Genomic DNA, 4,578 nt, shown 5'->3' with positions numbered 1-4,578 from the left:
GACCAAAAACTCACAGAAGTAACAGAACATTTTGCTCTTACATACACATCATAACAAGTAACTGAAGTTAATCCAGTGATAGAAAAAGGGTTGCCAGAAGTAACTACTCCAACTGAAGCTGCCGTTGGAGCTGCAGAACCTGCTGGTACAACTAAAACTTCCCATTGGGTTTCCGTTGCGCCATTTGCCCAGTTTACTTGAGCTAAGTTATAGCCAATATTTGAAATTGTTAAATTGCCTGGTTTTGGACAAGTTATCAAATCTAATTTTATATTATCAATTGCTGCTGGTGGTTGATTGCCAACTGCATTATTATTTCTCCATTCAAAAACCACCCGCATATTTCCACCCGCATAAGGTGTAGCGTTTAACGTATAGTTTTGCGTAGTAAAGTTTGGTATAGAATTGAAATCAGGGCCTATTTTTATTCTACTATTCGCCACAGGTGTAATTTGTGTTCCTGCTGTAGGGTTAAATGTTGAAGGAACTGTCCAAACTCGAATGTAATCTTGTACTTCACCTACAGATCGCCAATCAAATGTGAAATCCAATTGAGTAGCGCCTGCTGGAATTACAAAATCTTTATACGCTTGAACTATTGATGCAGCTGTATTGTTATACGTATTGGTTGCGCCATTGGTATCTGTTATATATAGCGATTTTGTTCCTCCATTATTCACTGCTGAACCCACTGCCCATTTGTTAGATTGTGTCCCATTATTTAATGTCCAACCTGTTAAGGTTTCTAAGCCATCTGTAAAGTTTAATGGTGTAGCCACTTGTGGTAATGTAAATGTGAATGGACCAGTCCAAATACTATAATTACCATTATTACAATCTGCTCTAACATAATATTGATAAACGATTCCAGGAATTCCTGTAAAAGCATTTGTAGTGTTAGAAGTAGTTGAAGTAAATGTAGTGCCCGTAGGTAATCCATATGGTGCTGCTCCAACTGAATATTGCCATGAAGTAATGCCTGATGCTGCTGCCCAAGTTAAATTAGCAGAAGTAGAAGTAATACTTGTCGCGGCTAAAGCAGTTGGTTGGTTACAAAAAACTTGTTGTATCGTTAAGGTGTAGCCAACAGTTTGTTGTGCCGCACTTGATGATATTATAATATAATAGGTAGTTCCCGTAACTACTGGAAATGGATTAATGTTTCTAATTCCAGATGTAGCATTAGCAAAACCCGCTAAACAAGTGGCTCCTGCTGTTCCAGGACAAGCACTGTATACGTGTATGCTTGAACTAACATTGGTAGGCGATAAAGAAATAGCAATATTACCAGTAAATGTTGCTGTATAGGAATAAAATACATCGTTACCTGCCATATAATTGGTAGCTGAACCACTACAGGTTAATGGTTGTGCGGTATCAAATAAATCTAAATAATTGGCGGTGTTGTCAACTGTTTGGTAAGGCAAAGTGCCAACTACAATTGGGCCAGCACACGTATCTCCAAAAGATGCCGTTTGAAAACTTCTTGGGCCAAACCAATCACTAGCAAAACCACTTGTACATACAGAACGAACCTGAAATTTGTACAGCGTATTTGGTAATAAGCCTGTTGCAATAAATGGATTTGTGGTTACGTTTGTATACGTTGCAACACCTGTAAAAGGATCTGCAAATGGCACTACTTCAACTTGCCAAGCAGTAATTCCTCCAGGATTTCCCCAGCTTAATTGTGCACTGGTTGTAGTTTCAAGTGCTGTAGCTAATGGGCCAATAGGGGCATTACATTTTTGTACGACGTTTACATTGTCTATTAACCATCTATCTCCGTTGTCGTTTGTCATTACAAAGGCAATGTAAATAGTAGATCCTACTGGATATGTAGCTGGTATATCAATAACTTTCTCTTCATAAACATTAGATACAGCAGTTAAAGATGCCTCGTCCCATGAAATAAGGTTGGTAAAACTTGCCGGGTTAGTTTGTGAAGTAGTGGAAATTTTAATATCAAATAAACTTCCTTGAACTCCTGTTGTTATGGTTTTGGTATAAAATCGCAACTGAGCATTTGCAGGAACGGTTACTGCAGATGTAACCATCCAGTCAATTGCTAGACCTGTAGCCACATTTTCTTTGTTAATTAATGCAGACTGACCAACACCACCATAGGTGAAAGCGGGTAAGTTGGTTGCAGACCAACTTTGTACTGTACCTGTTCCCGTTTCAAAGGTTGTCCAACCAATACCAGTAGTTGGTGGAAATGTCGCACCTTCAAAGTTTTCGGATAATTGTCCGAAAACACTGAATCCTGCAAACATAAATAATAATAAAAGTAGTTTTTTCATTATAGTATTTTTGTGTTTAAGTTATTTAAGCATTAAGAAATGTTTACTATTAACAAATGTAATAAGATAATGCAGAATTACAAAATTATTCGATATAACACATGAAAACCCGTTAAAAAACAACAATGTTATTTATTCAAAATTATTGGCTATTTTTGTGAATATTTACAAAATATATGCTAGAAGTTGAAAAACATATCTTTGAAAGGACTGCTATTGTTGGACTTATCACTCAAAACCAAAACGAAGAAAAACTTAACGAATATTTAGATGAGTTAGAATTTTTAACATTTACTGCTGGTGGTGAAGTAGTAAAACGTTTTTGGCAAAAAACAGATAAACCTCATCCGAAAACGTTTGTAGGTACTGGAAAACTTGAAGAAATTAAAACTTACATCAAAGAATACGATATCAATTCGGTGATTTTTGATGATGAATTAACGCCTTCTCAACAAAAAAACATCACTAAAGAATTAGATTGTAAAGTATTAGATAGAACCAATTTAATCTTAGATATTTTTGCACAACGCGCTGAAACATCTTATGCTAGAACGCAAGTAGAATTAGCACAATGCCAATATTTACTCCCTAGATTAACCGGAATGTGGACACACTTAGAACGGCAACGAGGTGGAATTGGTATGCGTGGACCTGGTGAAACAGAAATTGAAACCGATAGACGAATTGTAAGAGACAGAATCTCGTTACTAAAAGAAAAAATTAAGATTATAGACAAGCAAATGTCTACCCAAAGAGGCAATCGCGGCGCTATGGTGCGTGTGGCTTTAGTTGGATATACCAATGTGGGAAAATCTACTTTAATGAATGCCGTTGGAAAAAGTGAAGTATTTGTAGAAAATAAACTTTTTGCAACGCTTGACACAACGGTGAGAAAAACAGTAATTAAAAATTTGCCCTTTCTTCTTTCTGATACGGTTGGTTTTATTAGAAAATTACCTACCCAATTGGTGGATTCTTTTAAAAGTACGCTTGATGAAGTAAGAGAAGCCGATTTGCTTTTACACGTGGTTGATATTTCGCATCCTGAATTTGAAGATCATATTGCGGCTGTAAATAAAATTTTATTAGATATTAAAAGCGCCGACAAGCCAACAATTATGGTTTTTAATAAAATTGACGCTTACAAATATGTGAAAATTGATGAAAGTGACGAATCTATTGAAAAAACATCCAAAAATTTCTCACTTGCAGATTGGAAAAATACCTGGATGAGTAAATTAGGTGAAAATAATACCTTATTCATTTCCGCTACCGAAAAAGAAAACTTTGAAGCCTTTAGAGAAAAAGTATATGAAGCCGTAAGAACTATACATATTAGTCGTTTCCCCTACAATAAATTTTTATATCCGGATTATAAAGATGTAATTGAGGAAGAAGAAAATTAGATTAAATTCCAAAATAGAAATTCCAAATTCCAAAAAATTCAAATTTTAAAAATTTCTCACAACGTTTGTCATTCTGAAAGAATCTTACATAAATTATAAAATCAAAACCCAGTCAAATAGCTACTTGACTGGGTTTTTAATAATTTTAATTTTCTAATTATTTCTTTTTAAACAATGGTACTGCGGAACAAGCTTCTCCAAACATAATGCTTTTTGCTGCTTTCATTAATTTTTGAATGGCTAAAGTGTACACTTCATTAGGCACTTCTTTTTTTGAACACCCTTTTAAAATAACAGGTTTTTCAAAATAATCTGTATAATCTAATTTGTTTAAAATGTCTTGATACCAATCTATAATTGCTAACTCTTTAGAGCCTTGAATTACTTTTAAAGCAAATGGCGCTAAATAAACAGCAACTAAAGCATACGCCCAAGCGGGTAAAATGGCTTCTTCTGAACAATATAATGCCACGTATTTATCTTGGTAAACAGACCAATCCGTGTTTTTCAATTGGGCTCTAAATTCGGTTTCTTTCAAAATAACACCACCAAACAACCATTGCGATACATCAACTGCTATCACATGATTATCAGGATAATAATCTTCTAAATCGAAAACTAATAACGAACTATTGGCAACTTTATTTACTATTTCACTCATAACTAGTAGTGTTCAGTGTTCAGAAATTAGTGTTCAGAAAACTGCCTACTAAAAACTGAACACTGCTAACTGATTTAAAGCATTCCTAATTCTAATTTAGCTTCTTCGCTCATTAAATCTTTACTCCAAGGCGGATCAAAAGTAATTTCAACTTCACAAGATTTTATGGTGTCAATTTTAGCTACCTTTTCTTCCACTTCTTTTGGTA

The 4,578-nt window shown here is 34.8% G+C and carries 3 protein-coding genes and 1 pseudogene; 1 reads left to right on the top strand and 3 read right to left on the bottom strand.

Annotated features, from left to right (window positions below):
* A partial coding sequence (locus ACIQ2I_RS08110) for a choice-of-anchor J domain-containing protein (protein ID WP_396181918.1) occupies positions 1-2,303 on the bottom strand: 2,303 nt, incomplete at its 3' end.
* A gap of 176 nt (positions 2,304-2,479) precedes the next feature.
* Between ACIQ2I_RS08110 and hflX the strand changes: the two genes are divergently transcribed.
* Complete coding sequence (hflX, locus tag ACIQ2I_RS08105; protein ID WP_396181917.1) at positions 2,480-3,709, top strand: GTPase HflX; 1,230 nt, start codon at positions 2,480-2,482, stop codon at positions 3,707-3,709.
* Positions 3,710-3,866: 157 nt separating this feature from the next.
* Here hflX and ACIQ2I_RS08100 read toward each other — a convergent pair whose 3' ends face one another.
* Together ACIQ2I_RS08100 and ACIQ2I_RS08095 are read right to left on the bottom strand one after the other, a co-directional pair.
* The gene (locus ACIQ2I_RS08100; protein ID WP_396181916.1) at positions 3,867-4,370 is read right to left on the bottom strand and encodes a DUF2480 family protein; all 504 of its coding nucleotides are present in this window, start codon (positions 4,368-4,370) and stop codon (positions 3,867-3,869) included.
* A gap of 74 nt (positions 4,371-4,444) precedes the next feature.
* A pseudogene (locus tag ACIQ2I_RS08095) lies at positions 4,445-4,578 on the bottom strand (FeS assembly SUF system protein); the annotation flags it as partial.

The organism is Flavobacterium sp., assembly GCF_044368995.1.
GTDB lineage: Bacteria > Bacteroidota > Bacteroidia > Flavobacteriales > Flavobacteriaceae > Flavobacterium.
This window is presented reverse-complemented; position numbering and strand designations above follow the sequence as displayed.

What these genes read in the sequence shown, in the direction of transcription:
- hflX (WP_396181917.1), top strand. Translation starts at nt 2,480, where the DNA reads ATGCTAGAAGTTGAAAAACATATCTTTGAAAGGACTGCTATTGTTGGA.
- ACIQ2I_RS08100 (WP_396181916.1), bottom strand. Translation starts at nt 4,370, where the DNA reads ATGAGTGAAATAGTAAATAAAGTTGCCAATAGTTCGTTATTAGTTTTC.